General features: G+C 39.2%; 28 protein-coding genes. 10 read left to right on the forward strand and 18 right to left on the reverse strand.

Annotated elements, in window-relative coordinates; translation table 11 throughout:
- Positions 1-273, forward strand: a 273-nt coding sequence (locus tag AC11ZT_RS01415; protein WP_484057894.1) for an ATP-binding cassette domain-containing protein, incomplete at its 5' end; no start/stop codon positions are given.
- Positions 270-1,046: an ABC transporter permease gene (locus tag AC11ZT_RS01420; protein WP_484057895.1), complete on the forward strand. Its 777-nt coding sequence runs from the start codon at positions 270-272 to the stop codon at positions 1,044-1,046. The genes AC11ZT_RS01415 and AC11ZT_RS01420, both read left to right, overlap by 4 nt.
- Positions 1,047-1,092: 46 nt before the next feature.
- On the opposite strand, the gene AC11ZT_RS01425 is transcribed toward AC11ZT_RS01420, so the two are convergent.
- Complete coding sequence (locus AC11ZT_RS01425; RefSeq protein ID WP_484057896.1) at positions 1,093-1,392, reverse strand: YuzD family protein; 300 nt, start codon at positions 1,390-1,392, stop codon at positions 1,093-1,095.
- A 126-nt stretch (positions 1,393-1,518) separates the two neighbouring features.
- Here AC11ZT_RS01425 and AC11ZT_RS01430 point away from each other — a divergent pair, with 126 nt between their 5' ends.
- Positions 1,519-1,755 (forward strand): NifU family protein, encoded by a 237-nt coding sequence (locus AC11ZT_RS01430; RefSeq protein ID WP_379970371.1) that lies wholly within the window; start codon positions 1,519-1,521, stop codon positions 1,753-1,755.
- A gap of 363 nt (positions 1,756-2,118) precedes the next feature.
- Here the strand turns inward: AC11ZT_RS01430 and yutH are convergent, their stop codons facing one another.
- The gene (yutH, locus tag AC11ZT_RS01435; RefSeq protein WP_484057897.1) at positions 2,119-3,123 is read right to left on the reverse strand and encodes a spore coat putative kinase YutH; all 1,005 of its coding nucleotides are present in this window, start codon (positions 3,121-3,123) and stop codon (positions 2,119-2,121) included.
- Between the two features lie 136 nt (positions 3,124-3,259).
- On the opposite strand from yutH, the gene AC11ZT_RS01440 reads away from it, so the two are divergent.
- Positions 3,260-3,754, forward strand: coding sequence for a phosphatidylglycerophosphatase A family protein (locus tag AC11ZT_RS01440; protein ID WP_484057898.1), 495 nt, complete (start codon positions 3,260-3,262; stop codon positions 3,752-3,754).
- 186 nt (positions 3,755-3,940) lie between these two features.
- On the opposite strand, the gene AC11ZT_RS01445 is transcribed toward AC11ZT_RS01440, so the two are convergent.
- Genes AC11ZT_RS01445 through AC11ZT_RS01465 form a run of 5 tightly spaced genes read right to left on the reverse strand, consistent with a single transcriptional unit; the run spans position 3,941 to position 7,274 of the window.
- A complete protein-coding gene (locus tag AC11ZT_RS01445) occupies positions 3,941-4,123 on the reverse strand; it encodes a transcriptional regulator (protein ID WP_484057899.1) in 183 nt (60 codons plus the stop codon).
- Entirely contained in the window at positions 4,120-4,428 is a 309-nt protein-coding gene (locus AC11ZT_RS01450) for a DUF5345 family protein (RefSeq protein ID WP_484057900.1), read from the reverse strand. Before AC11ZT_RS01450 ends, AC11ZT_RS01445 begins: the two co-directional genes overlap by 4 nt.
- On the reverse strand, positions 4,421-4,951 hold the full coding sequence (gene sigY / locus AC11ZT_RS01455) for an RNA polymerase sigma factor SigY (protein WP_484057901.1): 531 nt from the start codon (positions 4,949-4,951) through the stop codon (positions 4,421-4,423). The genes AC11ZT_RS01450 and sigY overlap by 8 nt, the downstream gene beginning before the upstream one ends.
- A gap of 21 nt (positions 4,952-4,972) precedes the next feature.
- Complete coding sequence (locus AC11ZT_RS01460; RefSeq protein ID WP_484057902.1) at positions 4,973-6,568, reverse strand: hypothetical protein; 1,596 nt, start codon at positions 6,566-6,568, stop codon at positions 4,973-4,975.
- Positions 6,561-7,274, reverse strand: a complete 714-nt coding sequence (locus tag AC11ZT_RS01465; RefSeq protein WP_484057903.1) for an ABC transporter ATP-binding protein — start codon at positions 7,272-7,274, stop codon at positions 6,561-6,563. Before AC11ZT_RS01465 ends, AC11ZT_RS01460 begins: the two co-directional genes overlap by 8 nt.
- 215 nt (positions 7,275-7,489) lie before the next feature.
- On the opposite strand from AC11ZT_RS01465, the gene AC11ZT_RS01470 reads away from it, so the two are divergent.
- Positions 7,490-9,133 carry a putative polysaccharide biosynthesis protein gene (locus AC11ZT_RS01470; RefSeq protein WP_484057904.1) on the forward strand — a complete coding sequence of 548 codons (1,644 nt, stop codon included), beginning with the start codon at positions 7,490-7,492 and terminating at the stop codon, positions 9,131-9,133.
- A 35-nt stretch (positions 9,134-9,168) separates the two neighbouring features.
- On the opposite strand, the gene AC11ZT_RS01475 is transcribed toward AC11ZT_RS01470, so the two are convergent.
- The gene (locus AC11ZT_RS01475; protein ID WP_484057905.1) at positions 9,169-9,939 is read right to left on the reverse strand and encodes a TIGR01457 family HAD-type hydrolase; all 771 of its coding nucleotides are present in this window, start codon (positions 9,937-9,939) and stop codon (positions 9,169-9,171) included.
- A gap of 111 nt (positions 9,940-10,050) precedes the next feature.
- Positions 10,051-10,491 (reverse strand): DUF86 domain-containing protein, encoded by a 441-nt coding sequence (locus tag AC11ZT_RS01480; protein ID WP_484057906.1) that lies wholly within the window; start codon positions 10,489-10,491, stop codon positions 10,051-10,053.
- Positions 10,492-10,653: 162 nt separating this feature from the next.
- Between AC11ZT_RS01480 and glpX the strand changes: the two genes are divergently transcribed.
- Together glpX and AC11ZT_RS01490 are read left to right on the forward strand one after the other, a co-directional pair.
- Positions 10,654-11,625, forward strand: a complete 972-nt coding sequence (glpX, locus tag AC11ZT_RS01485; RefSeq protein ID WP_484057907.1) for a class II fructose-bisphosphatase — start codon at positions 10,654-10,656, stop codon at positions 11,623-11,625.
- Between the two features lie 12 nt (positions 11,626-11,637).
- Entirely contained in the window at positions 11,638-11,907 is a 270-nt protein-coding gene (locus AC11ZT_RS01490; RefSeq protein WP_484057908.1) for a DUF3055 domain-containing protein, read from the forward strand.
- A gap of 40 nt (positions 11,908-11,947) precedes the next feature.
- Here AC11ZT_RS01490 and AC11ZT_RS01495 read toward each other — a convergent pair whose 3' ends face one another.
- On the reverse strand, positions 11,948-12,247 hold the full coding sequence (locus tag AC11ZT_RS01495; RefSeq protein WP_379970385.1) for a YutD family protein: 300 nt from the start codon (positions 12,245-12,247) through the stop codon (positions 11,948-11,950).
- Between the two features lie 116 nt (positions 12,248-12,363).
- Positions 12,364-13,263 (reverse strand): lipoyl synthase, encoded by a 900-nt coding sequence (lipA, locus tag AC11ZT_RS01500; protein ID WP_484057909.1) that lies wholly within the window; start codon positions 13,261-13,263, stop codon positions 12,364-12,366.
- Positions 13,264-13,425: 162 nt separating this feature from the next.
- Here lipA and AC11ZT_RS01505 point away from each other — a divergent pair, with 162 nt between their 5' ends.
- Positions 13,426-14,415, forward strand: a complete 990-nt coding sequence (locus tag AC11ZT_RS01505) for a M23 family metallopeptidase (RefSeq protein WP_484057910.1) — start codon at positions 13,426-13,428, stop codon at positions 14,413-14,415.
- Between the two features lie 244 nt (positions 14,416-14,659).
- The gene (locus tag AC11ZT_RS01510; RefSeq protein ID WP_484057911.1) at positions 14,660-15,964 is read left to right on the forward strand and encodes an Nramp family divalent metal transporter; all 1,305 of its coding nucleotides are present in this window, start codon (positions 14,660-14,662) and stop codon (positions 15,962-15,964) included.
- Between the two features lie 43 nt (positions 15,965-16,007).
- Here AC11ZT_RS01510 and yunB read toward each other — a convergent pair whose 3' ends face one another.
- The 3 genes from yunB to AC11ZT_RS01525 all read right to left on the reverse strand — a co-directional run bounded on the left by yunB (position 16,008) and on the right by AC11ZT_RS01525 (position 18,601).
- Positions 16,008-16,775, reverse strand: a complete 768-nt coding sequence (gene yunB, locus AC11ZT_RS01515) for a sporulation protein YunB (RefSeq protein WP_484057912.1) — start codon at positions 16,773-16,775, stop codon at positions 16,008-16,010.
- 50 nt (positions 16,776-16,825) lie between these two features.
- Complete coding sequence (locus AC11ZT_RS01520; protein ID WP_484057913.1) at positions 16,826-17,128, reverse strand: YunC family protein; 303 nt, start codon at positions 17,126-17,128, stop codon at positions 16,826-16,828.
- A gap of 78 nt (positions 17,129-17,206) precedes the next feature.
- Complete coding sequence (locus AC11ZT_RS01525) at positions 17,207-18,601, reverse strand: bifunctional metallophosphatase/5'-nucleotidase (RefSeq protein ID WP_484057914.1); 1,395 nt, start codon at positions 18,599-18,601, stop codon at positions 17,207-17,209.
- A gap of 812 nt (positions 18,602-19,413) precedes the next feature.
- Between AC11ZT_RS01525 and AC11ZT_RS01530 the strand changes: the two genes are divergently transcribed.
- On the forward strand, positions 19,414-20,133 hold the full coding sequence (locus AC11ZT_RS01530; protein WP_484057915.1) for a hypothetical protein: 720 nt from the start codon (positions 19,414-19,416) through the stop codon (positions 20,131-20,133).
- A 272-nt stretch (positions 20,134-20,405) separates the two neighbouring features.
- Here the strand turns inward: AC11ZT_RS01530 and sufB are convergent, their stop codons facing one another.
- The 4 genes from sufB to sufD form a co-directional block, all read right to left on the reverse strand.
- Entirely contained in the window at positions 20,406-21,803 is a 1,398-nt protein-coding gene (gene sufB, locus AC11ZT_RS01535; RefSeq protein WP_484057916.1) for a Fe-S cluster assembly protein SufB, read from the reverse strand.
- A gap of 22 nt (positions 21,804-21,825) precedes the next feature.
- Positions 21,826-22,260: a Fe-S cluster assembly sulfur transfer protein SufU gene (gene sufU, locus AC11ZT_RS01540; protein ID WP_484057917.1), complete on the reverse strand. Its 435-nt coding sequence runs from the start codon at positions 22,258-22,260 to the stop codon at positions 21,826-21,828.
- Positions 22,250-23,470, reverse strand: a complete 1,221-nt coding sequence (locus AC11ZT_RS01545; protein WP_484057918.1) for a cysteine desulfurase — start codon at positions 23,468-23,470, stop codon at positions 22,250-22,252. Before AC11ZT_RS01545 ends, sufU begins: the two co-directional genes overlap by 11 nt.
- The coding region (gene sufD / locus AC11ZT_RS01550) for a Fe-S cluster assembly protein SufD (protein ID WP_484057919.1) at positions 23,470-24,449 on the reverse strand (980 nt) is incomplete at its 5' end. The genes AC11ZT_RS01545 and sufD, both read right to left, overlap by 1 nt.

The following is a 24,449-nucleotide window of genomic DNA, read 5'->3' on the forward strand; positions in this document are numbered from 1 at the left end:
GCCGGTGCATTGTCTGGTGGAGAAAAGCAGCGATTAGCGTTAGCTAGACTTTCATTGATGAATCCAACTGTCTATTTACTAGATGAGCCTACTTCCGCTCTCGATGAACAAACAGCGCGCTCAGTCATGCATCAATTTATAGAAGATGCGAAACTACTTCAAAAAACAGTCATTATGATTACACATTCGCCTAAGCTTGTACAGGAAGAGGCCGATGACATAATTGAAATTGACAAAGAGCACCGGGTTACGCGAAAGGAAGTTGTAAGATGAAAGGTATTATTACGCTTCAAATTTGGCAGCTATCAGCCGCATACATCTTTATTTTAATTTTGCTTGGTCTCGTTCGGTGGATGGGGATTGCAAGGGAAAAAGAAATAACAATTGCAACTTTTCGTATGACAATCCAGCTCGTTCTCGTCGCCTATATCTTGACATATGTATTTGATAACAGCAATCCATTCTATACCGTACTTATTATTTCAATCATGCTTGCATTTGCGATTAACAATGCGTGCAAGCGGGTAAAGGTGCCTCTTTCTAAGTCTTTAAAGCAAATTATTGCCCTTTCTATGATTGGCGGGACGCTTGTACCACTTTTATTTTTCATTTTCGTTGTTATTGGCCATTCCCCTTGGTATGAACCGCAATACGTTGTACCAATAGCGGGTATGATTATCGGAAATGCTATGACTGGTGTTTCACTCGGCGTGACTGCTCTTGTAAGCGGTATGCGAGATAATCGTAGTAGAATAGAGGGAGCTCTTATGCTCGGAGCAACTCCAAAACAGGCAGCTAAACAAGTCATAAAACAAGCGTTTGATACCGCAATTTTACCAACGATAAATAGCATGGTAGGAATGGGTATCGTAACGCTCCCTGGGATGATGACGGGACAAATTTTATCAGGCGTTTCACCGCTTATCGCCATACAATACCAAATCGCCATTATGCTTGGTATTACAGGCAGTGTATCGTTCACGGTTATTGCATTAGTCCAAGTAGGCTATCGAACTTTTTTTACAAAACGGGCGCAATTAAAGTAAGAGGCTTGTCTACGCAAGCTTCTTACTGCATATTTCAAGCTACTGTCTACAAATATTTTTCAATCTCTGCATATACATCCTTTAATCTGGGGCTTCCTTCCCCTACGATTGTTTCATTCACCAATACAACCGGATAAAATAAATCCTCGTCAATGACTCGCTGCGCAAAGGTACGTTGTTCTTCATCCTCATGCGGAGCAAAAATATCAATATATTCAAATTGAAAAGAGTTGTTCATATATTTACGACCAATAGCAGCTTGTAGCCATTCAAATGTTTCAATTGAAGATGGCATTCCTACACAGCTTGCACACGTTACTTCCGCTCCGTACACACTAATTTTCATTACATCCATTCCCCTCATATAGTATCCAATATTTTCATATTACAAATAATTAAAAACATAAATGCATTCGTTCGCTTTTTCCCCGTATCCTGATTATAATAAAACTACAGAAAGGAGTCGATATAAATGGATAACGAATCAATACTAAATGAAGTTCAAGAAGTACTAGATAAATTACGCCCATACTTGCTTAGAGATGGCGGGGACGTAGAATTAGTCGATGTAGAAGACGGCATCGTGAAATTACGTCTAATGGGAGCATGCGGTAGCTGCCCAAGCTCTACCATCACCCTAAAAGCAGGTATTGAACGTGCACTACTAGAAGAAATACCCGGAATCGTAGAAGTAGAACAAGTATTCTAAAGAAAAGCGAAACCGGCTTGTTCAGCTCCAGAGGACAGAAGTTCTCCGCACAAAAAGGCACCTTTTGCCTTTATAGGCGAAGGTTCTCCGTCCGGAAGGAGCTAGCCGGTGCAGCTGGATCACAAGAAAAGCGAAACCGGCTTGTTCAGCTCCGGAGGTCGGTGGTTCTTCACCTAAAAAGGCGCTTTTTGCCTTTATAGGTGAAGGTTCTCCGGCCGGAAGGAGCTAGCCGGTGCAGCTAGATCACAAGAAAAGCGAAACCGGCTCGTCCAGCTCCGTAGGGCAGAAGTTCTCCGCACAAAAAGGCGCTTTTTGCCTTTATGGGCGGAGGTTCTCCGGCCGGAAGGAGCTAGCCGGTTTCATTTATTTACGAAACCAATCAATTTCGCGAATGCCTAGTTTTTCAGTAGGTAGACGTACTTGACTATAGAACGTGCTTAAAAATTCTTCCATCCTTTTTGCATCCTCCACAATTGTCTCCAATTGATCAGCATAATGACTTCTTTTTTCTTCAGAACGTGCTAAATAGTATCCTTCCACTGCTTCAAAATAAGGAAGCGGAAATAATAGCCTTGCGTACAGTAGTCTCCATCCAAACGATGAGAGTGGTTGCACGGTCTCATAATCATATATAAACTGAAGGATGGTATCTGGAAACGTTTCTGAGCCTTGTAAAAAGGTGTGACGAATCCACTCGGCTATATCTCTAGTTCCATGATCGTACACCCATTCAGTAGGAATCTTCAATCGTTTCGTGGCAGACCATGTCTCGGATGTGAAACGTTCTTGGCAAATCGTAGCTGCATCAGAGTGCTGCGGCTCGTCGTCAATTTCCGTATCAACAACATATTGAATTGCATTTTCTGCTAAGCCCAAATAATAAGGAAATGAATCAATAAACAATGTTTCAAACGCTGTTTCAGGATGATTGGAGAGCCTACCTTGCCAAAATTTTTCAAGCTGATCCAACCGTTTTTCCCAAAGGGATTTCCATTGTCCGATTCGGCTCAAATGCTCCACCTCACCAGGATATAACCTTCCTCTTTGATGAAGAAGGGCTAATTCCTTGGCCTCTACAGCTTGCTGCCGCTCGGACAATCTTGTCCCTCTTAGTAAGCAATAGGATTCCTTTTGTATGTCGCTCACATAATAGCCTTGCATATTGGGTATAAATGTTACAACAGAGAGGTCTCCCTGTTCAGAAATAAAATCGCTTAGTCTTTTCATCTCTAACAGGTCTTCTTCTTGAAAAGTCCCGATTGGAACGAGAACGTATACTTTATTTCGTATCCAAAAACTTTTATAATTTCCTAATGTAACAAGTTCATTTACTTGCAACTGGTAGTATTCAAATAACTCTTGTATCATATTTTCACCACCCTGCTATTATGTATATGAGCTATATTTTTGCTTCATTAGCCATTTTCCTATTCAAATTGATCGTAGGAATATAACTAGCTTTAAATTTCTCCATAAATTAATAATAAGAAGAAAAGGTGATAGAATGACAACTGGTAATGAAATTGAAGAAAGAGCATTGGAATTACTGCAACAACGCGGGGTAAAAACAGAGGATATTGCAGAGCTCGTATATTTTTTACAGGAAAAGTATCATGAGAATTTAACGATGGAAGAGTGTCGATTCAATGTAAGCCGTGTATTAGCAAAGCGTGAAGTACAAAATGCAATTGTAACTGGTATTCAGCTCGATATGCTAGCTGAAAAGAAGATGTTAGATGAACCATTGCAAAGCATCATAGCACGTGATGAAGGATTGTACGGCATTGATGAAGTCATTGCACTTTCCATCGTAAATGTGTATGGATCAATCGGCTTTACGAACTTTGGCTACGTAGATAAAGTAAAACCAGGCATCTTAAAATATTTAAATGACAAAACGACTGGCTATATCCATACATTTTTAGACGACATCGTTGGCGCCATTGCAGCTGCTGCATCTAGCCGATTAGCACATCACGCGGAAAGTGAAGAAGGATAAAGTGAAACTTCCATCAGTGGTCCCCCACTGATGGTTAGCAAAGGCCAACCCGGGCTTTTACGGGCAGTTTGACCCCCACTTAGTCTTTTTTGATTTTCTACAGCCTTGAAGTGGCCACAAATAGCGGGAGCAACAATGACGCAAAAGGGATACATGCTTTCCTTCTTGCGTCATTTTTCTCTACCTTCATTTTTTCTTATTTTTTCTCATAATAAGAAGATAATATATAAGAATGGGAAACGGGAATTGCACTAAGCCAACAATCCCCCAAAACCATGCATGCAATCCTCTCTTTCTTGCATCTACGAACAAAAAAATTCCTTGCGAAAGCAATATAATCGCTAATAAAGCAATTTGTAATCCGCTCATCTTCCATCCCACCCACTCATCTGTTTGCTATTTTTCTTGTCAAAATATGCTAAGATGGGAAGGAAAACAACGACAACTACTTGCAAGACTATAACAAGCACAACTATTTTTAATAATGCAAAGATAAATCCTGTGAGCAACATTATAGCTGCTACTATGAATACGGATATATCATGTTTCATTTTGACATTTTGCATATGTTCTTGCTCGCTTATTTTTATCAATATGTCTTCAATCGTTACACTCTGTATTGGTATACGGTCAAGTTTTTCCATTTCTATTTGAAAAGAAGTTCGTTCATTCATCAAGTGTTAGCTCCTTTCTTACATATGCGATGCCATAGTGTACACGCGACTTGATTGTCCCACTTTTCTCCATCATCATTTGTGCAATTTCATCGTACGAATACCCGTAGTAATGCTTTAATAGTAAAGCACATCGCACGTCTGGTTTCAGTTTACTAAAGCTTTCCATCGTATCCGACCAACGCTCATTGATAGATTGAAGCTGCCAAGTAAGCTGATGTTTCCCAGCTTGTTGTTGCTGATTTATCCATTCCCTTTCGCGTTTCTTTTTACGCAATAGGTCAAAGTATGTGCGGGTTGCAATCGTAATTAGCCAGGAAGAAAAGGAAGAAGATGCATCGTACTTGGTAATATGGAAGAACCCTTTCATCATCGATTCCTGAATAATATCCTCCGTTGTTTCATGATGTAACGTCAATTTCAATACATACCGATACAAAAACAAGTAATGCATCTGAAAAAGCTCTGCAAATGCATCTTTGTCTTTCTGTTTTGCTCGTTCAATTAACTCCTGTTCAGACATTGCGAGTTCATTAGCTCCCTCCTATAATTGTCGATAAAGATTAACTCCTTTTGTTTTCAGCATATACCATACAATACCATTGGCTACCACTAGAACGAGGAGCAAAACACTAAAAAAGAGCAGAACATTTTGTGGTTGAAAAATCATAAAACAGCCAATAGACAACAAGGCAACACCAAAGCCAAATAAAAGAGAGAGCATGACACTTGCACTTTGTTTTACGACAACTGTCTGGGAATCCCATATAAGTTTTGGATGATACAAATTAATTAAAAGTCCACTACTTGCGATTAATAGTGCATAGAAAGACGGAACTACTAATAGCAAAGTGGAAGAGATAAATGATAAATGAAAGGTTACACCTACAATGATTGTGTCTATTACTAACAATGGGATAATCACAATTAAATTGACTGCAATTTTACTTGTAAATATAGTGAGCGTATCAATTGGTAAAGATTTTGCAATCCAATACGTCTGTCCTTCAATCGAAATGGAACAATTTGTTGTACTACTTAAACAGACTGGTAGTGAAAAAATTGCTATAAGGATAGGAAGCTCCATGTTAGCAACAGATGATACACCCACCACTTGTTTTAAAAGATCTATTCCTACAATGGGAGTCAATATAGTGAAAAAGGTAAGCAGAACCATACCAAACCACGTGTTTAATACGTATATATAAGAACCAAAGTAACTTCGAAGTTCTTTTCTGAATAAGGCATGGAAAACCCCTCTAGTTTTTAGTGCCGTCATTTGATACGTATCTGCTTTATAGGTTTCCGTCATTTGCGCATTAATGGACATAAATCCTTTCGAAAATAGGGCAGTAAATAGCACAAAGGGAACGATGTTTATCCCAACAAATAGTAACAGATTACCTACTTGTAAATTTTGTAAGCCTTGCATAAATAGAACGGATGGAATCAAAATGTATACTGTTTTTTCTATAATAGGCAATAAAGTTGCTTGGGTAGCCGAATTTGCATTTATAAACCAAGAACTTGTAAAAATAGCTAACAATAAACCAAAAGACCCAATTAGTAAAACCATATTGTAGGAGCGAAATTTAGTAGCAATCTTACCTAACAGAAAGGATACGAATGCTCCCATCATCATAGGAAGAAACGGAATAAAAAACGTCATTATGAACGCAAGTACATAAAAGAATAGGTTTGCATTCGTTTCTATGCCGTCAATTACAACAACTGGAATAGCAATCAGTAACGACATGATATAATGCATCAAATACAAAAACAACATTTTACTTAGCAAAATAGCGGTTGGTTTTACTGGCAATGCCAGTAATAAATTAAAATCTTTAAAAGCTAACAAATAGCCAGGCATCATATATAAGCATGAAAAAAATATAGCAATCCAAGAAATAATAACTGCAAAAGCAAGATAATACTGGAACGCACCAATTGAATGCAGGAGCTGTGCAAAGCCATACATATAGCCAAAGGCTATCAGAAGTGCAAATAGCCCCCCCATTATTAAAATAGTGGTTAAGAGCGCAATACGTGCTTTTTCACTTTTTACTTTACTTCTAAAACGTTTATTCAAACCGAGGGATTGGAGCATGTTTGCTTTAAGCAATATCAATAGTTCATCCATGATTCGTCAACTCCAAAAATAGACTTTCTAATGAGCCATTTCCCTTTACTTGTTGTGTTTCACCGCTTGCGATGAGTTGTCCATCTTTAATAATAGCAATTTTATTGCATAGTTTTTCTACTACCTCAAGTACATGAGAAGAGAAAAAAACTGCCGTTCCATTTTTACAGCATTCTTTCATGAGTTGCTTTAACTGAAACGCTGCTTTTGGATCCAATCCTACAAACGGTTCGTCTAATAATAATAATTTAGGTTGGTGAATCAAAGCTGAAATAATGGCCAACTTTTGCTTCATTCCATGCGAATATGCGGACAATAAATCCCCTAAGCGTTCTGTAATCTCAAATAGATTTGCATATTGTTCAATTCGCTTTTCACGTTCGCGTTTAGGAATTTTAAAAATATCAGAAATAAAGTTTAAATATTGAATACCCGTCATATTCTCGTATAAATCCGGATTATCTGGAATATAGGCAGTTACACTTTTGCACGCTATTGGGTCGGATTTTACGGATTTACCATCAATATATATCTCTCCTTCCGAAAATTCGAGTATCCCTGCGATGCATTTCAATGTTGTCGTCTTCCCCGCACCATTTGGTCCTATAAACCCATAAATATCACCTGCTTCTATCGTTAGATGGATATCATGAATCGCCTGCTTACCGCCTTTATATGCTTTGGATAAATGTTTGATTTCAAGCACTGTATTCCCTCCTTTAGTCCCTTTACCAATAGTACGTTTCAAGTGGACAAATCGTTCATTTTAAATGCACTATGTTACAAAACTACTCGTAATATGTCGTGTTCACCATTTTGAACTTTTACATCTTAAAGGATATAACATATACTTATACTTGTTTCTTTTTATACACAAAGAGCGTACACATACGCTTATTCGAAGTAAATAGGGTGAAAAAAGTGTCTAATTCAAAAATATTAAAAGGAACGATGCTTCTTAGCGGAGCAACGATGATTTCCCGCATTCTTGGGTTTATTTACTTCTTTCCGTTTCAACTATTGGTCGGAAAGGAAGGAGTCGCGCTATATTCATATGCCTATTCTTGGTATGGGATTTTACTCAGCTTCTCCACAGCCGGTGTGCCAATTGCCGTTTCAAAATTTGTTTCACGATACAATGCACTTCATGATTACAATACGAGCAAAAAACTCTATCGCTCTAGTTTAAAATTGATGCTACTACTTGGATGTATCGGCTTTGCAATCTTATATTTCGGCGCTCCATTTGTAGCAAAGTTAATTATTCGTTCCACAACACCAGAGCCTGGATTTGTAGAAAATGTAACCTTAACGATGCGCGCACTTAGCTTCGCACTTATTATTGTCCCTGCTATGAGCGTAACTCGCGGGTATTTTCAAGGCTTTCAACATATGAAACCAAGTGCAGTGTCACAGGTAATCGAACAAATTGCCCGCGTACTCTTTATATTAATTGGAAGTTATGTCGTATCGAAACTATGGAAAGGCTCGATTGCTTCTTCCGTTTCTGTTGCAACCTTTGGAGCAACGGTGGGGGCGATTGCTAGTGTGGCCATTTTACTTTACTACTGGAGAAAATATAATGGACTAAAGCCAAAACCAGGTGAGAGAAAAACACGTTCTTCCTATGTTCCATTGCCAAGTATGTATATGGAATTGCTTCGTTACGCGATACCGATTGTATTTGTAGGAATCGCCATTCCTCTTTATACATTAATTGATCAATATACCGTTGCAGATATTTTAAAATCTACGGGCATGCCGCAGGAACAAGCAAATGGAGTATTTGCTTATGTAACAAACTATGCGCAAAAATTAATTATGATTCCGGCTTCGTTAGCAACTGGCTTTTCATTAAGTGTTATACCAGCTATCACTCAATCGCATACGATGGGCGAAACAGAAGAACTAAAGCAACAGATTGCGAAAATTTTTCAAATTCTATTATTATTTACAATTCCAGCTGCCGTTGGATTAGCTTGTATTTCCTATGATGCATTTCGCATTGTGTATGTGAACCCGCAAGTAGCATTAGAAGGTTCTCCGTATCTATTTTCTTATGCACCGTCTGCTGTATTTAGTGCCATATTTACGGTAGCCGCTGCGATATTACAAGGAATTGATTATCAACGGAAAACAATGATGGCATTTTCCATTGGAATTTTGGTAAAACTCATTTCTAATATTCCACTTTTATATCTATTTGGTGGGCACGGTGCAGTAATGGGTACAATTCTTGGTTATGCTGTTTCGGATGTCATTATGGTGTATTGTATTATAAAATATACTCATTTTGAATATATAAAAACCCGGAACGTTATTACTCGAATTTTACTTTATTCTTTGATTATGGCTGCTGTCGTAACGATTGTCCGTCTTCTTCTTACATCGTTTATTCCGGGTCAATCCTATATGAAATCCTTACTTATTGTCATATTCTGCGGGGGTCTAGGTGGAATTTCATTCTTGTGGTTGTCCTTACGCGATACTGTCACATCAAACATACTAGGAGCACAGCTACAGCGTATTCCGATTTTCAAACGTTTCGTCAAAAAATCACAGTAAGAATAAGCCTGTTCAATAGAACAGGCTTATTCTTATCATAATTTTTCTAACCAATCAGTCAACGAATGCACAACATGAGTTGGCTGCGTTTCATAATTTGTTAATTTCTCTACTGTCGTTACGCCCGTATGTACGAGAAGTGTGTCCATGCCCGCCCGAATTCCTGCTAAAATGTCCGTGTCATAATTATCGCCGACCATTACGGTCTCCTCACGCTTCGTTCCAATTACCTTTAATGCTTGGTCCATAATAATGGCTTCTGGCTTTCCAATAAATATCGGATTTACCTGCGTGGAAACGGAGATAACCGATGTTAACGCTCCGTTCCCTGGCAACATGCCATGCTCAGTTGGGAGCGCGATATCGCCGTTTGTAGAAAGGAATGTTGCTCCATTTCGTACAGCTAAACATGCCTTCGTTAGTTTTTCATACGTAATCTCACGGTCAATGCCAATTACCACATAATCAGGATGCTCATCCGTAAACGTAAATCCCTTTTCTATTAAAGCCTCCCGTAATCCTTCCTCACCAATCATATATACAGAAGCCTTCGGTTTACGTTCTATCATATAGTTTGCAGTTGCCATACTTGTAGTAAAGACATGGTCAGGTGTAGCTGGAATATCTAAACTCATTAATTTCTTTGCCACTTGCTCTGGCTTACGCGAAGAATTATTAGTTACAAATAAATAAGGAATGTCCTTCTTCACTAATGCTTTTATAAAGTCACTGGCTTCTTCAATTTTCTCTTCTCCGCGATACATCGTACCATCTAAATCGATTAAATACCCTTTATATGTGTTCATCCTCGTTCTCCTTTTTTAATAGGCTACTATCCTATGATAATCGATTTGAAGGTAGAAAAAAAACGCTTCGACTGAAGCGTTCTTGTTTTGTCACCTTTTCATTATACCCGCTTATGAATTACTAAAAGCAGATACTGGACCTAGTTCTTGTTCTAGGTAGGTACGAATACGAGCAGGATAGGCTTGTATAGATTGTATGTTTTCATTTACAACGGATACAATTTGATCATGGTCTATATTCATATACTCCTGCATTAGCATTTTCCGAAGTTTAATTACTTTTTTCAACTGTTTGCCTTGCTCTTCTAATACAACTTTTTCATCCATCAAAATATCAATAATATCATCATAGCTACCAGGGTCTCGCATAATAAAGCCATCAATCATGCTATTTCCAACATCTAGAATAGAATCTACCATAAGAAGTGCTATGCGTTCTAACGCCAGCTTTTCTATCGGAGTTGTGTATAGCTTAGCGTTGGTAAAAGTAGCGGTTACTTCTTCTAAGCATTGAAGCATGAGCTCAATTCTTTTTCGATCTACGAAGTACATCAAATCACTCCTTACTAGGAATTTAAAGCCTTTTCATACACTATTCCTCTTTATTTTACTTCTTTACCAGAAAAAAATCGACTTCTTTCAATTTTATCTTTTATAACATCTCTGTTATAGTAGTAATGTTGGATTTTTTTCTGAAATTGGAGGAATGTCACCTTGGATCGTGAACTTGCATTAGAAATTGTTCGTGTAACAGAAGCTGCTGCTTTAGCTTCCGCCCAGTGGATGGGACGGGGGAAAAAAATGGAGGCAGATGGTGCCGCTACTTCTGCAATGCGCACTATGTTAGATTCTGTAAATATGAACGGAACAGTCGTCATCGGTGAAGGAGAGCTCGATGAAGCACCGATGTTGTATATTGGAGAAAAGCTTGGAACAACAAATGGACCGGATGTAGATATTGCAGTCGATCCGCTTGAAGGAACGAATATTGTTGCAAAGGGTCGTGCAAATGCAATGACAGTTATTGCGATTGCAGATAAGGGAAACCTATTGCATGCACCTGATATGTATATGGAAAAAATTGCAGTTGGACCGAATTCAGCGGGAAAAATAAACCTGGATGATCCAATTGAAAAAACAATTGAAATCGTTGCTAAGGCAAATAACAAACGAATTCGTGATTTAACCGTTATCGTGCAAGAACGTGAACGTCATGACGAGATAATTGAACGTATACGTAATAAGGGCGCTCGTGTTAAACTATTTAGCGACGGAGACGTTGGAGCTTCCATTGCTACCGCTATTCCTACTACAGGCATTGATTTATTCGTTGGCATCGGCGGTGCTCCTGAAGGGGTTATTTCAGCTGCAGCGTTGAAATGTCTAGGTGGAGAAATGCAAGCACGACTCGTTCCTATGTCAGATGAAGAAGATGCTCGCTGCCGAAAAATGGGTCTAGCTAATCCACGACAATTGCTTAAAATGGAAGATTTAGTGGCTGGTGAAGATGCTATTTTTGCAGCAACCGGAGTATCTGATGGGGAACTTCTTGAAGGGGTTCGGTTCCTTGGCGGAGATTTGGCGGAAACGTATTCCATCGTAATGCGTGCAAAAACAAGAACGGTACGATTCATACGTGCCCATCACCATTTAGATCATAAACCATATTTAAATCTAAACATATAAAGGAGAGGGAGTATGGGAGAACATTTTTTTCTGTATGATGATACAGTTGTAACAAAAACACGTTTTGTTAGTTTTATGGGGGAAAATGTACGACATGATTTAGCTCTTGTCTTCTCAGATCACTACTACAATAAAGTACTTGTCCTTGATATCCAACGCAATAATTTTGCAATTATCGGGCCTGATGATCTAGATGAGCCCGGATATCTCGAAGATGCTTTTAAAGTAGATGAAGAAACAGCAAACGAACTTCGTGAATTCCTTTATCAGGCAGTTATATAAAATAAAGAAGAGACCATCAGATGGTCTCTTCTTTATTTTATTATTTCTTTACTTTTTTCAAAACAAAGTACGAACACCCAAAGTTACAGTACTCATATAAATACTCCGATAAAGTACTAATGCGGGTATCATAAGTTGCGCGCTGATTGCCATCCTCAAAAAATCCACGAAGACGAAGCTGGTTATAACCCCAGTCTCCTACAATATAATCATATTTATTTAAAATGTCTGCATAACGGTTTTTAAACGCTTCTTCATTAAAGGCGCCATGCATTTCCTCAACCACTTCATAAAGTATGTTATTAACAGTCGTGCTTTTCTTCACCTCATGCTTTTCCATCTTACATTATTCCCTTCTAAACAACTTTATCCTAATCCTATCATAAACAGAAGCAACCAACAATTTCTAAATTAAAATAGCATGAGATGACCAATCCTACTTCTAACAAGTTTTCGTCATAACTTTGCTACTCGATTTTTTTCCTTCGTTGCCTCCACTTGTTCATCCGCATGATAGGAAGATCGTACAAGTGGACCTGCCTCGCAATGACTGAATCCTTTGCTAAGCGCTATTTCCTTTAACTGTGCAAATTCAGCAGGTGACCAATACTTTTCCACTGACAAATGCTTTTTCGTTGGTTGTAAATATTGGCCAAGTGTCACGATATCAACGTGATTATCACGCAAATCGTCCATAGCTTCCAAAATTTCTTCCTTTGTTTCACCAAGCCCTATCATAATACTTGATTTAGTAGGAATAGCCGGTTGCATTTCCTTGGCGCGTCTCAAAAATTCAAGGGAACGATCATATTTTGCCCGTGCACGGACTTGATCTGATAACCTGCGTACCGTTTCAATATTATGGTTTAAAATGTCCGGTTTTGCATCCATGAGAATTTGTAGGTTTTCACGAACGCCGCCCATATCAGACGGAAGTACTTCGATGGATGTAAATGGGCTTTTCCGTCGTATAGCCCGGACCGTTTCTGCAAAGATACGCGCCCCTCCATCCTTTAAATCATCGCGGGCTACAGCAGTAATGACGACATGCTTTAGATTCATTTGCAATACGGAATCAGCAACACGCTCTGGCTCTTGTAAATCGAGTTCAGTTGGTAACCCGGTTTTCACTGCACAAAAACGACATGCGCGTGTACAGATATCCCCTAGTATCATAAACGTAGCTGTACGACGCACTGCCCAGCATTCATGTATATTTGGACATTTCGCTTCTTCACATACTGTATGTAATTGTTCCGAGCGCATCATACGCTTTAAATTTTTATAATTGTCATTTGTATTTAATTTAATTTTTAACCACTCTGGCTTACGTATATGTTCATTTGACTGCGTCATTTTATCACCTAATCTTTCTAACGTATAAGTGTTACTAACTATATCATACTAATTATATAGAAAGGAAGATAGTGCATTATAATTTCCATCTATTTACTATGATGAAAACAAGCATATATACCACAATATAAGTAGAGACGCATGCGGAAAGGACTTGATAATGTGCTAAAGAAATTGGTTCTTATTATTTGTATATATATACTTGTTCCCCTTGAAATAGCATACGGTGAAAGTGATAAACAGACTATTTTTAATGAAAGAATGGCTTTATATAAGGAAATGGAAGCCTTATCACTTGTGCCATGGCAATACTTTGCAGCCGTAGATCAATACGAACGTAATGTAAGGGCCGTTCGAAAAGATATTCCGAAAAAGGAAACCGGTGTCATAAGTATTTACTTTAAGCCAGAGATTTGGTCAGGTCTTGGGAATCCAAATGAGCATGACCGAAATCCATTTACGATAGGATTATTTGGTGGTATGGGCCGTGATGGTGACGGCGATGGCTATGCCGATCAAACGAATGATAAAGATGTGCTGTACACGATGGCCACCATTTTGACTCACTTTGGAAGTGATAGAGATCATATGAAGATTATGCTTTGGGAACATTACAAACGCGGAAAAACAGTTGAAATGATTACCCAATATGCAAATTTATATAAGCATTACAACCGATTAGACATCGAAGGGAATGTATTCCCTCTTCCGATTCGCAGTAATCATAGCTACCGTAGCACCTTTGGGGACAAGCGCAGCTTTGGTGGACGCCGCATGCATGAAGGAACAGATATTTTTGCTCCTTACGGCGTACCAGTTCGATCCACATGCTATGGAACCATTGAACTGAAAGGTTGGAATCGTCTTGGAGGATGGCGCGTTGGCATTCGTGATATGCAAAATAATTATCACTATTTTGCTCACTTAGGTGGCTTTTCTAAAGAGTTGCATGTTGGACAAATCGTAGAACCTGGAACCATCATTGGCTATGTAGGTAGCACGGGCTACGGACCACCAGGTACTTCAGGTAAATTCCCGCCGCATCTCCATTATGGACTTTACAAAGATAACGGCGTCTCCGAATGGGCATTTGACCCATATGCACATTTATCTAACTGGGAACGGCAAGAAAGACAGAAGAAGAAGCGTTAGCTTATCCAACTAACAGCACAAATTAGGTGCTGTTTTTTTATATACGTTAAATTTTGCACTAGGGAAAAAAATGTAGCCTCGTAAAATTTTTTAGCACAAATACACAAAAAGTACTTGTATGAAGTAAGCAGTATGACATATGATAAAGATAGAAAAAAATTACTGCGATACGTTCGTAAGAGAGAGTCAAAAGACGCCTTATAGAGAAAACATGCATCCAGTGCAGGCAAAGAGGAGATGAAGTATGGTGAGTGATATTGCAAATAAGCTTTCGCGCGATAGTCAAAAAGCTGTTACAGCTGCGAACGATTCCATGTCCGGAAAACGCAAGGGTCTCGCTGCGCTTCTTCCATTCATCGGTCCCGCATTCATTGCTGCTATTGCGTATATAGATCCAGGAAATTACGCCACGAATATAGCTGGGGGATCACAGTTTGGATATAAATTACTTTGGGTTATCGTCATTGCAAATCTTATGGGGATATTGTTTCAAAATATGTCAGCAAAGCTTGGTATTGCTACCGGAAGAAGCTTGCCAGAGCTTTGTAAAGAGTATTTTCCTACTTGGCTTTCCTATGTAATGTGGATTTTTTCAGAGTTTGCAGCCATGGCAACAGATTTAGCTGAATTTCTAGGAGCTGCCTTAGCATTAAACCTATTGTTTCATATGCCTATGATGGCAGCTGTTATTATAACCGGATTGATTACGTATGCAATTGTCGCATTAGATCGTTTCGGATTTCGTCCGTTAGAAAAAATCATTGCCATATTCGCTCTATCCATCAGTTTATGCTACTTAACCGAGATTGTCCTATCTCATCCATCTGTTTCGCAAGTAGCCTATCATAGCGTCGTCCCTTGGATTGGTGGCAAAGATAGCATCATGATTGCAGTTGGGGTAATCGGTGCTACGGTTATGCCGCACGCCTTGTACCTTCATTCGGGACTAACGCAAAAACGAGTTATTGCGAAAACAGACGTTCAAAAGCTTCGCATCCAAAAATTTAGCACGATTGAAATCTTTATTGCAATGGGATTAGCCGGTCTCGTAAATATATCCATGATGGCAATGTCAGCTGCCGTATTTTATAATTCTGGTCATACATCTGTTGGAAGTATTGAAACTGCGTATCAAACGTTAACCCCTTTGCTTGGTTCTGCTTCTGCAGCTGTGTTTTTAGGTTCATTATTAGCATCAGGCTTATCCAGTTCCGCAGTAGGCACGATGGCTGGTCAGCTCATCATGCAAGGATTTGTTGGGTTTACCATCCCGCTATGGATTCGTCGTGTAGCTACGATGCTACCCGCCTTTATCGTAGTCGCAATGGGATTAGACGCTACGCAAACCCTTGTATTCAGTCAGGTTATTCTAAGTATCGTTTTGCCGATGCCAATTATCGCACTCATCTACTTTGCTAGAAAAAAGGAGTTAATGGGCATATTGGTAAACAAAAACGTAACCACCTACGTTGCCATTCTATGTGCCGCCATCATTGTCTTATTAAATATTGTCCTGCTCTATGAAACGCTGTTTGATTTTGTAGGGTGAACAAAGAAACCGAATCTTTCGCGAAAGGTTCGGTTTCTTTGTTCTATGGTTGCTTGGAATTTGGCATTGGCAGTGCTGGCGATCCTCCGTCTTTACTGCCACTGAAATACGTCGGAACTTCCCCTTGAATCACACGCATTGCAATAGGGACATCGGTAGTAATGACCGTTTCTTTCGATTGAAAAGGAATAATCACTTGCATGGTCACATTCACTTCTAAAGCAATATCTACCATGACATTGTTAATTCCATATGGCTTTACATCCCGTTTTATATTCGTATGTACGTCCCCAATCGTTGTGAAAGACACCGGAATCTTCGGTCCTAAATTCCCAATTAATGCATTATTCGTAATTTGCCCTAGCGGAATTGCAAATACCGCTCCATTTCCCTCTTTTTGCTTCAAGGTAACCATGGTCTGATCATTTAGTCCAAGCTTCTCCATATCCCCTGTTTCTGCTAAACGCAAATATTGTTCAATAGACGCTGTTGTGGAGGAAGAGATACCGTTTACAATCTCTGGATTAAAATCAATCGTTGTCACTCTACCTTGATTATCACGTTCTACTGTCATTAACTTATCAACAGAAAAGCCAGATTGAACTTTATCCTGTACCGCTTTTGTAATAACAACTGTCGCTAATCGCTTTGTCTGCGACTCCGCGTACAGAATAAGTGTTGGCGTAATACTTCGACTAATAATCCAAAGACCTTGCAGCGTTAAACATAAAAAAATAACAAATGAAATGAGTAATACATATCGAAACGGGAGCGGCCCTCGCCGAAATCGTGACGTACGAAATACACGCAAAAAAATCCCCCCTTCTCACTTCATATGTATGCAAGAAGAGGGGACATTATCTAAATCATTTTCATAAGTGCATCTTTTCCAATCATTCCCGCGCAAATGCCATGGCTTTCTGCCTCAAAGGTAACCGATTCTAGCGGTGCATCCAATAGCTCCTCAATCGTCCGAACTCCTACCGCTCTAGCAGCAAGGATTCCACGATCCTTTAATTTATTATTTAATAAAGCTACATCAAGAGCACCGCACATTATATATCCTTTATCGGTCGTAACCGCTAATAGATTTGTCTTTGGTAACTTCACTGTAACTGCAAGAAAGGTATATCCGTTAATACGAATTGGCTCTATACTCATCATGACATGCTCACACTCCTCTTCTCATCCTAAGAATTAGCAACATTTCCCTTTATCTTTATGAAGTAGAAGAGTAGTTTGTTACGATTTTACAGAATGACTCATTTCAATAAGCTTTTCCTTTAATACATCACGTAATAACTCTGGCATATAGTAGTGCTTTTCTTTTGCCGTTAAAAACTCTGGAAATAAATATCCGAACGAAAACATATCAACTGTGCCGATGCTATAAAAACGATCCGATTCTAGCGGTTCTCCGTTAATAAGAACTTCCTGTAGCAGTATTTTGTTACCAGGGATCGTATCGGGTATGATTTCGACACCTTCATAAATCATTTTTCCCATCACCTTGCCTCGAAAGCCGAGTCCCTTTACTTCTAAATGCTCCGTCTGCTCGCGGCGTGCTTTAATGATAACCTCTCGTAATGTCTTTCCGTTTACCACAAGCTTACATGGATTAATCGGATGCGGACAAACGCGGTGAATATCTCCCCTAGTTACAATTCCCTTAGGCAAGGATTCTAACAAAATACCGGCATTGACCATACCAATATCCGCTGTGCACCATTCTTTCAAGGAAGCTGCAAGCAGCTTTGAAAAAGGAGTACCTGCAAACCAATCTACAGCTAAATCTTCCTTTAACTCCACAACTTGTTCATCCATGATTTGTTCACTGATTGTTTGAAGCTGGGCAAGCGAATTACCGTAATCCTTCCAGCCTAGAAGCTGATTGGTTGCCAAAGTACGAGCGTTCTTACGTGTAATTTTCTTCGTATTGCCATCGATACCAATTTGCACATGTCCAACGTATTGACCCCATTTCCCCACGCAGCAAAGTAGTGTACCATGTAGCTCTAATCCTCTTTCAAAGAAATGATGGGTATGGGCTCCTAAAATTATGTCCACGTCATAATGCTCTGCGATATACTCATCTTCATTCCGCCCCAAGTGAGAAAGTAGCACAACAATATCTGCCTTCTCTCGTACCTCAGCAAGAGCCTGTTCTAATGCAAGATGAGGATCCGTTATATTCCAGCCTAAGAGCGAATAAAAAACGGGATACGCCACTGTTACACCGACAAATGCTATCGTTATTCCATTTTGAAGAGTACGCAATTCATAGGGCTTTGCCCATGTAGGGCGCGATCCATCCATGTAAAATAAATTTGCTACAAGTACCGAAAAATGTGCGTCCTCATACAAATGGTCCAAATCATATTTCTTTAGGGTAATCCCTTCATTATTTCCTATCGTAGCAAAATCATATTTTGCTTCATTTAACAGCTGTACATTTGCTTTCCCTGCAGTCGCTTCCGAAATAACATGAGAGCGATCCACATGGTCCCCTATATCAAGCGTAAACACTTCTTCCCCCATATTTATAAGTCGCTCTTTTTCCTGACGTATAAATTGAGAGATTGGTTTCCAATTTTCAAAGTGGCTATGTAAATCATTCGTATGATACAGATGTATCATAACCTCTTGGTCGTTATTCAGAAAAACCACTCCCCTCACTCAAGAGTTTACCATATAGCTTGTACGCTATAAGGCTTCTATTACTTTATGAACAATCCTTGCTAATTATTATACGTATATAAATAGTCCTTCCTTATTATTATACAAAGATGGGTTCGCTTCTGAAAGCAAACCCTCCCATAGATTTATAAAGGGAACATTTTAATAAGTGTATTTATGTTTTTCAATTAAAAAATAGAACCTCAATAAAGAAGGATATAGTAATCACTAATGTAAATATTGTTTTTTTTGTTAAATTTTATATTTATTAGTTCAAATACTGAAATACAGTGCTGTATATTTTATATAAATAAGTTTCTCTTAGAATAGGCTTTAATCACTAACATAGATTATGAAACTTATATTTTAAGTATCTATGTTTATGTCGATGTTAGTTTTAGTGCTGAAGGTAACTATTTAAAGGAAAAGTAGGGGGAACCATATGTTTAGTAAAAGTAATAAGGTTCTCTTGCCTATGGAATGGCTCAGATTCTGTTGATCCAGATTATTCAAATTGGTACTGGACAAAAATCGAAATTAACAAAGCAGATGATTGAAATTTTAGCAATCCCTATAGCAATTATATCCCAATAAACTATACAGCGGTCATAGCCCATGAAATAGGTCCTTGCTTTTGGACTTGCACACAGTAGTAATAATAACACGCTAATGTATCCGTATGTGAGTGAATTTTGCGGTTATAACGGAATCTACATGCCAACTCAAGATGAAGTTGAAGGGGTACACATTATATTAAAAGGGAGGGAATTCTTTTGAAAAGTAAAAAAAGATTAATTTTTATCGTTTCAGCTGTAGCAATTGTTACAGGTATAATGATTGGTGCAAATTATATTAAGCCAACTCCAAATACTGTGGTGACTAATACGGCAACGACAACTCCTACGCTACAGTTCACTGATTTGTATTCAAAGGAGACAGATGATCCGCTTGTCTCATCCGAAGCAGTTGTTATCGGATTGCAATCGAATGTAAAAGAGATGTATGCAGCTTCCGATATCGTTGCGGAAGTAATCGTGAAAAGTCAGCAGGTATTGCCGATATCTGATACATCTGTTAAAACGTTGTCTGACGTGACGATCATAAAGACTTTTAAAAATGATCCGAATGTAACATCCGTAACGGTGTCGGAAGTTGGCGGTCCATATGACCTTTCCAAGGTTCCAGATAAATATAAACAAAAACCCGGCTCGGCTGATCAACGAACTTCTGGGATTGTAGAACAAACATTAGAAGGTTCTCCAACGATGAAAAATGGAAACACCTACGTCGTTTTCTTAAAAAAAGTTAAGGACAAAGATCTATATAATCTTACCGGCACGTTTCAAGGAAAAATTAAATTGGATACAAATAAAAATATAGGCGTAGCAACTGTTGATGAAAAAAAGTTTAATGAGCAATCTTTCTTTTTACAAAAAGAGTTTGCAGGGAAAAGTAAAAAAGATATTGAACAAACCATTCTATCTTTAAAATAGGCTCTGTTAAAGCTTATTTTTGATTTAACTAGGTTGATTGGAGCGGAAGGTGCGAGACTCCTGCGGGAAAAACGGGTTAAGGGAGACCCCGCAGGCGCATAGCGCCGAGGAGGCTTCCGACCCGCCCGCGGAAAGCTCGCACCTGGAGCGGAAATCAACAGGCAAGTTTAACAGAGCCTTAAAATAAGAAATTTCGTTAACGCGAACTTCCATAATAAAGCCGGCTCCTAAAGGAACCGGCCATTTTTCATTTCCATGATCCGAAATCGTGCTTACCCAATAGAACCTTCCATCTCGAACTTGATAAGACGGTTCATTTCAACTGCGTATTCCATTGGAAGTTCGCGTGTGAATGGTTCGATGAAGCCCATTACGATCATTTCTGTTGCTTCTTGTTCAGAAATACCACGGCTCATTAAATAAAATAATTGCTCTTCTGATACTTTAGATACTTTTGCTTCGTGTTCAAGCGAAATATTATCGTTTAAAATTTCGTTGTATGGAACAGTATCCGAAGTAGATTGATTATCCATAATTAACGTATCACATTCAACATTTGAACGAGAATTCGTTGCTTTGCGACCAAAGTGAACAATACCGCGGTATGTTACTTTTCCGCCATGCTTCGAAATCGATTTTGAAACGATCGTAGAGGATGTATTTGGTGCAAGATGAATCATTTTTGCTCCTGCATCTTGGTGCTGTCCTTTACCAGCGATCGCAATTGATAATGTTAAACCACGTGCGCCTTCGCCTTTTAAAATAACAGCTGGATATTTCATCGTTAATTTCGAACCGATATTTCCGTCAATCCATTCCATCGTTGCATTTTCATCGCATGTTGCACGCTTTGTAACGAGGTTAAATACGTTATTAGCCCAGTTTTGAATCGTTGTATAGCGGCAGTATGCATTCTTCTTAATATTAATCTCAACAACGGCACTGTGTAGAGAATTTGTAGTATAAACAGGTGCTGTACAACCTTCTACATAGTGAACATGTGCGCCTTCGTCAACAACAATCAATGTACGTTCAAATTGACCCATATTTTCAGAGTTAATACGGAAGTATGCTTGCAGAGGTGTATCAACCTTTACTCCCTTTGGAACGTAGATGAAAGAACCACCAGACCACACTGCAGAGTTTAAAGCAGCAAATTTATTATCAGTAGGCGGAATCGTTTTTCCGAAATGCTCACGGAAAATATCTTCATTTTCTTTCAATGCACTGTCTGTATCTTTAAATACAATACCAAGTGCTTCTAAATCTTCTTTCATGTTATGATAAACAACTTCTGATTCGTACTGTGCAGAAACACCGGCCAAATATTTTTGCTCTGCTTCCGGAATACCTAGCTTATCAAAAGTTGATTTGATTTCATCTGGTACTTCATCCCAAGACTTCTCGGATTTTTCAGACGGCTTTACATAATACGTAATTTCATCAAAATTTAGTTCAGATAAATCGCCGCCCCATTGAGGCATAGGAAGCTTATAGAATGTATCTAAAGCTTTTAAGCGAAAGTCTAGCATCCACTTAGGTTCCTCTTTCATTCGAGAAATTTCTTCTACGATTTCTTTCGTAAGACCTCGTTTAGAACGGAAAATTGATACGTCCTTATCTCTAAAACCATATTTATAATCGCCAATATCAGGCATTTGTTTAGCCATGTCTTATCCCTCCTTACGAATTTTAATGATGCTCGTGCAATCCTTTTTCCATTGCTTTCCAAGCGAGCGTCGCACACTTAATTCGTGCTGGAAATTTCGAAACACCTTGCAACGCTTCAATATCATCTAAATCTATCGTTTCATCATATTCTTTGCCTAACATCATATCAGAAAATACGGTAGCCAAATGCAAAGCATCTTCTACTTTCTTACCTTTAATAGCTTCTGTCATCATCGATGCAGATGACATCGAAATTGAGCAGCCTTCGCCCTCAAACTTCGCATCTGCTATGACGCCATTTTCTACTTTCATTGTCAACTGAATGCGATCACCGCACGTCGGATTATTCATATTAACAACAAGTGCATCATCTTCTAATATCCCACGGTTGCGTGGTTTTTTATAATGGTCCATGATAACTTGTCGGTATAATGTGTCAAGGTTATTAAAAGACATTTGTGAAATACTCCTTTGTTTTAACTAGTGATTCAACAAATGTGTCGATCTCTTCCTTCGTATTGTATAAATAGAAGCTTGCACGAGCAGTTGCCGAAACATGAAGCCATTTCATTAACGGCTGTGCACAGTGGTGACCGGCACGAATTGCAACGCCTTCCATATCAAGTACCGTTGCTACATCGTGTGGATGTACGTCTTCGATATTAAATGTAACGAGACCAGAACGATGAGTCGGTCCATAGACCGTAAGTCCATCTACTTCTTTCAAACGATTTAAAGCATATTGCGCCATTTCATGCTCATGCTTTTCAATGTTATCCATCCCGATTTGCTGTAGGAAATCGATGGCCGCGCCAAGTCCAATTGCACCGCCAATAATCGGGGTACCTGCTTCGAACTTCCAAGGAAGCTCTTTCCACGTTGATTCATACAAACCAACGAAATCAATCATGTCACCGCCAAATTCAGCTGGTTCCATATTTTCTAAAATGGCCTTCTTTCCATACATAACGCCTACACCAGTAGGCCCGCACATTTTATGGCTGGAGAAGGAGTAGAAGTCGCAATCCAAATCCTGCACATCTATTTTCATATGCGGCGTACTTTGTGCACCGTCAACGACCATCACTGCACCGTTTTTATGAGCGATTGCAGCAAGTTCTTTAATCGGGTTAATCGTAGCAAGTACATTAGAAACATGTGCAATCGATACAATCTTCGTATTTGGTGTAATCGTTTTTTCTGCATCTTCAAGGGAGATTGTTCCATCTTCTTGAAGCGGAATATATTTTAACGTAGCGCCTTTTTTCTTTGCTACTTGTTGCCAAGGAATAATATTTGCATGGTGCTCCATATACGAAATGACGATTTCATCGCCTTCGCTGACATTGTCCATCCCATAGCTACTTGCGATCATATTCAAGGAAGTTGTCGTTCCGCGAGTGAATACAACCTCTTCAATGGAGCTTGCATTGATAAAGTTTTTTACCTTCTCACGCGCTCCTTCGTAAGCATCCGTAGCTTTTGTTCCAAGCGTATGGACGCCGCGGTGCACGTTAGAATTGTACTCTTTATAGTATGTGCTAAGTGCTTCAATGACTTGGATTGGCTTTTGCGACGTTGCTGCATTATCTAAATAAACAAGCTTGTGTCCATTTACTTGTTGATCTAAAATCGGAAACTGCTTACGTATTGCTTGAACATCCATTAGCGAACTTTCCCTTCTATAACCTCACTGAGCTGCGCCTTCACGCCTTCGATAGGAAATTCATTAACGACTGGAGCAAGGAAGCCATGAATAATCAGGCGTTCTGCCTCTTTCTTATGAATACCTCGGCTCATGAGATAGTATAATTGAGTAGGATCTACGCGGCCAACAGACGCTGCATGTCCTGCCATAACATCATCTTCATCAATTAAAAGCATCGGATTGGCATCGCCGCGTGCTTTCTCATCAAACATAAGAATACGAGACGCTTGCTCCGCGTTTGCTTTCGATGCACCGTGTTCAATTTTCCCAATTCCATTAAAAATAGCAGATGCGCTATCCTTTTGCACGCCGTGCTTTAAGATGTACCCTTCGGAATTCTTACCGTAATGGACAATCTTCGTCGTAAAGTTTTGAATTTGTTCCCCGCGGCCAATTGTAACCATTTTTGAATCAGCAAACGATCCATCTCCGCGTAATGACGTTACGTTTTCAGAAATCGTATTGCCATCATTCATTAAGCCAAGCGCCCATTCTAGTCTTGCATCACGTCCGGCAACCCCGCTACGATTTACATAAGTTGTGATTCCCTTTGCAAGCAAATCTACAGCACCAAATTTAACCTGAGCACCTTCGTTTAAAATCACTTCTGCTACTATACTAGCAACGCCCGCTACCGTTTCATTTGCTACATAGTTTTCTACATACGTGAACGAACTATTCGTATCTCCAACAACGAGGACATGGTTGTATACGTTTGCCCCTTCGCCGTCAATCACGTATATAGCATGAAGTGGAGTTTCTAGGACAACATTTTTCGGAACGTAGATGAATGCTCCCCCGTTTATAAGGGCTGCATGAAGAGCAGTTAGACGATTTGCATCAACTTTCACTGCATCCTTCATCAAATATTTTTGCAACAGTTCCCCATGCTCACTTGCTGCTGTAAGAATATCTGTAAAGATGACGCCTTTTTCCT

It is taken from the genome of Ectobacillus sp., from assembly GCF_056992975.1.

What these genes read in the sequence shown, in the direction of transcription:
- sufB (WP_484057916.1), bottom strand. Translation starts at nt 21,803, where the DNA reads ATGGCTAAACAAATGCCTGATATTGGCGATTATAAATATGGTTTTAGA.
- AC11ZT_RS01525 (WP_484057914.1), bottom strand. Translation starts at nt 18,601, where the DNA reads ATGATACATCTGTATCATACGAATGATTTACATAGCCACTTTGAAAAT.
- AC11ZT_RS01545 (WP_484057918.1), bottom strand. Translation starts at nt 23,470, where the DNA reads ATGGATGTTCAAGCAATACGTAAGCAGTTTCCGATTTTAGATCAACAA.
- AC11ZT_RS01520 (WP_484057913.1), bottom strand. Translation starts at nt 17,128, where the DNA reads ATGATGAGTATAGAGCCAATTCGTATTAACGGATATACCTTTCTTGCA.
- lipA (WP_484057909.1), bottom strand. Translation starts at nt 13,263, where the DNA reads ATGACGCAGTCAAATGAACATATACGTAAGCCAGAGTGGTTAAAAATT.
- AC11ZT_RS01440 (WP_484057898.1), top strand. Translation starts at nt 3,260, where the DNA reads ATGACAACTGGTAATGAAATTGAAGAAAGAGCATTGGAATTACTGCAA.
- AC11ZT_RS01510 (WP_484057911.1), top strand. Translation starts at nt 14,660, where the DNA reads ATGGTGAGTGATATTGCAAATAAGCTTTCGCGCGATAGTCAAAAAGCT.
- AC11ZT_RS01445 (WP_484057899.1), bottom strand. Translation starts at nt 4,123, where the DNA reads ATGAGCGGATTACAAATTGCTTTATTAGCGATTATATTGCTTTCGCAA.
- AC11ZT_RS01425 (WP_484057896.1), bottom strand. Translation starts at nt 1,392, where the DNA reads ATGAAAATTAGTGTGTACGGAGCGGAAGTAACGTGTGCAAGCTGTGTA.
- sufU (WP_484057917.1), bottom strand. Translation starts at nt 22,260, where the DNA reads ATGTCTTTTAATAACCTTGACACATTATACCGACAAGTTATCATGGAC.
- AC11ZT_RS01420 (WP_484057895.1), top strand. Translation starts at nt 270, where the DNA reads ATGAAAGGTATTATTACGCTTCAAATTTGGCAGCTATCAGCCGCATAC.
- AC11ZT_RS01430 (WP_379970371.1), top strand. Translation starts at nt 1,519, where the DNA reads ATGGATAACGAATCAATACTAAATGAAGTTCAAGAAGTACTAGATAAA.
- AC11ZT_RS01480 (WP_484057906.1), bottom strand. Translation starts at nt 10,491, where the DNA reads ATGTACTTCGTAGATCGAAAAAGAATTGAGCTCATGCTTCAATGCTTA.
- AC11ZT_RS01460 (WP_484057902.1), bottom strand. Translation starts at nt 6,568, where the DNA reads ATGGATGAACTATTGATATTGCTTAAAGCAAACATGCTCCAATCCCTC.
- sigY (WP_484057901.1), bottom strand. Translation starts at nt 4,951, where the DNA reads ATGTCTGAACAGGAGTTAATTGAACGAGCAAAACAGAAAGACAAAGAT.
- AC11ZT_RS01475 (WP_484057905.1), bottom strand. Translation starts at nt 9,939, where the DNA reads ATGAACACATATAAAGGGTATTTAATCGATTTAGATGGTACGATGTAT.
- AC11ZT_RS01495 (WP_379970385.1), bottom strand. Translation starts at nt 12,247, where the DNA reads ATGGAAAAGCATGAGGTGAAGAAAAGCACGACTGTTAATAACATACTT.
- AC11ZT_RS01490 (WP_484057908.1), top strand. Translation starts at nt 11,638, where the DNA reads ATGGGAGAACATTTTTTTCTGTATGATGATACAGTTGTAACAAAAACA.
- AC11ZT_RS01450 (WP_484057900.1), bottom strand. Translation starts at nt 4,428, where the DNA reads ATGAATGAACGAACTTCTTTTCAAATAGAAATGGAAAAACTTGACCGT.
- yutH (WP_484057897.1), bottom strand. Translation starts at nt 3,123, where the DNA reads ATGATACAAGAGTTATTTGAATACTACCAGTTGCAAGTAAATGAACTT.